The following is a 1,520-nucleotide window of genomic DNA, read 5'->3' on the forward strand; positions in this document are numbered from 1 at the left end:
CCCACTACGGGGTGCCGCGGATCCACTTCGGTGTCGGCACCGGCGAGCTGCTCGGCCTGATGGGCCAGGCCGGCGCGGACATCGTCGGCGTCGACTGGCGGGTGCCGCTGAACGTCGCCGCCGAGCGGGTCGGCCCCGGCAAGGGCCTTCAGGGCAACCTCGACCCGGCGGTGCTGTTCGCGCCGACCAAGGTCGTGGAGACCAAGGCCCGCGAGGTGCTGCACGCCGCCCAGGCGCTCGGCACCAGCGGCCACATTTTTAACCTCGGCCACGGTGTGATGCCGTCCATGGACCCGGACGCGCTCAGTCGTCTGGTCGCCTTCGTGCACGAGGCCAGCGCGCGCTGACGCCCCGCGGTGGCGGGCCCTCCGGCTTCCGGGGGCCCGCCACCGGCGTGTTCAGGGCTGGGGCCAGGTGTGCCGCCCGTTCGCGGGGTCCGCGTCCTCGGCGGGTTCGGCCTCCTCGGGTTCGGCTTCCGCGGGCACGGCGGGCCGCGGACGGCGCCGGCGCCAGTAGCGGTACCCCAGTGCCGCCGGGACCCCGAGCACCAGCAGGAACGGTGCCACCGCGGCGATCGCCACGGCCAGCGCGCGGGCGATGACCACCAGGACGTGCCAGCCGCCGCCGAGCGCCGAGCCGACCGAGCCGCCGAAGCCCTTCCCCTCCGCCTTCGGCGCCGAGGTCGGCGTCGGCGTCGGTGACGCGGCCGCGCGGTGGACCTCCAGGGTGACGGTGGAGTACGAGGTCCGGGCGGCCAGCTCCTTCTGCTGCTTCTGGAGGGACTCCAGGTCCGCCTCGCGGCGGCTCAACTCCGCCTCCAGCGAGGTGATCTCGCTCAGCGACTTGGCCTGCGACATCAGCGCCCGCACCCGTTCCACGCTGGCCTGCTGGCTCTGCACCCGGCTCGCCACGTCGGTGACCTGCTGGGTCAGGTCGTCCGCCTGGCTCTTGCGGGTCGACACCTCGCCCAGGGCGGCCAGCTGGTCCAGGGTCTGCTGGTAGGCGGCGGACGGGATCTTGAGCGTCAGCTGCCCCGACTCGTTGCCGGGGCTGCCGTAGACCTGCTCAGCACCGACGTAGCCACCCGAGGCCAGGGCCAACTCGCGTGCCTTGGCGAGCACTTGGGGGACGTTCTGGACGTTCAGGGTGAGCTGCGCGGTGTACGCGATCAGACGGTTGTCGGCGACCGGGGTGACGCCGGCCGCCGCCGGGGCCCCCGAGGGCTGGGCGGCCGCCGCGCCGGTCGGCCCGCCCGGGTTGGCCGGCGCCGCCGCAGGGGCCCCCGCCGAGTCGCTCTTGCCCGCTCTCCCCGAGTCGGCCGCGCTGCAGCCGCCGACCAGCAATGCGGCCACCGCCACCGCCGCCCCCAGCGCGCCGGCTCTCGCCCGTCTCGTCCGTTCTGCCTGGCTTCCCATTCCCGGGCCCTCCCCAAGTCCGTTGGCAGTACCTCCCATTGGACGAGAGAGCCTGCCGGAGGGATCCGCCCGGGAGATCGCGACTGCATCACAGGTCGGCGGCGG

General features: G+C 74.5%; 2 protein-coding genes. One reads left to right on the forward strand and one right to left on the reverse strand.

Going from position 1 to position 1,520, the window contains the following annotated elements:
• Positions 1–347, forward strand: a 347-nt coding sequence (locus J0670_RS37820; protein WP_279383140.1) for a uroporphyrinogen decarboxylase family protein, incomplete at its 5' end; no start/stop codon positions are given.
• 51 nt (positions 348–398) lie between these two features.
• Here the strand turns inward: J0670_RS37820 and J0670_RS37825 are convergent.
• On the reverse strand, positions 399–1,415 hold the full coding sequence (locus J0670_RS37825) for a DUF4349 domain-containing protein (protein WP_207817300.1): 1,017 nt from the start codon (positions 1,413–1,415) through the stop codon (positions 399–401).
• Positions 1,416–1,520: the final 105 nt, after the last annotated feature.

This window comes from Streptomyces sp. FH025 (assembly GCF_017427025.1).
Lineage (GTDB): Bacteria > Actinomycetota > Actinomycetes > Streptomycetales > Streptomycetaceae > Kitasatospora.

What these genes read in the sequence shown, in the direction of transcription:
- J0670_RS37825 (WP_207817300.1), bottom strand. Translation starts at nt 1,415, where the DNA reads ATGGGAAGCCAGGCAGAACGGACGAGACGGGCGAGAGCCGGCGCGCTG.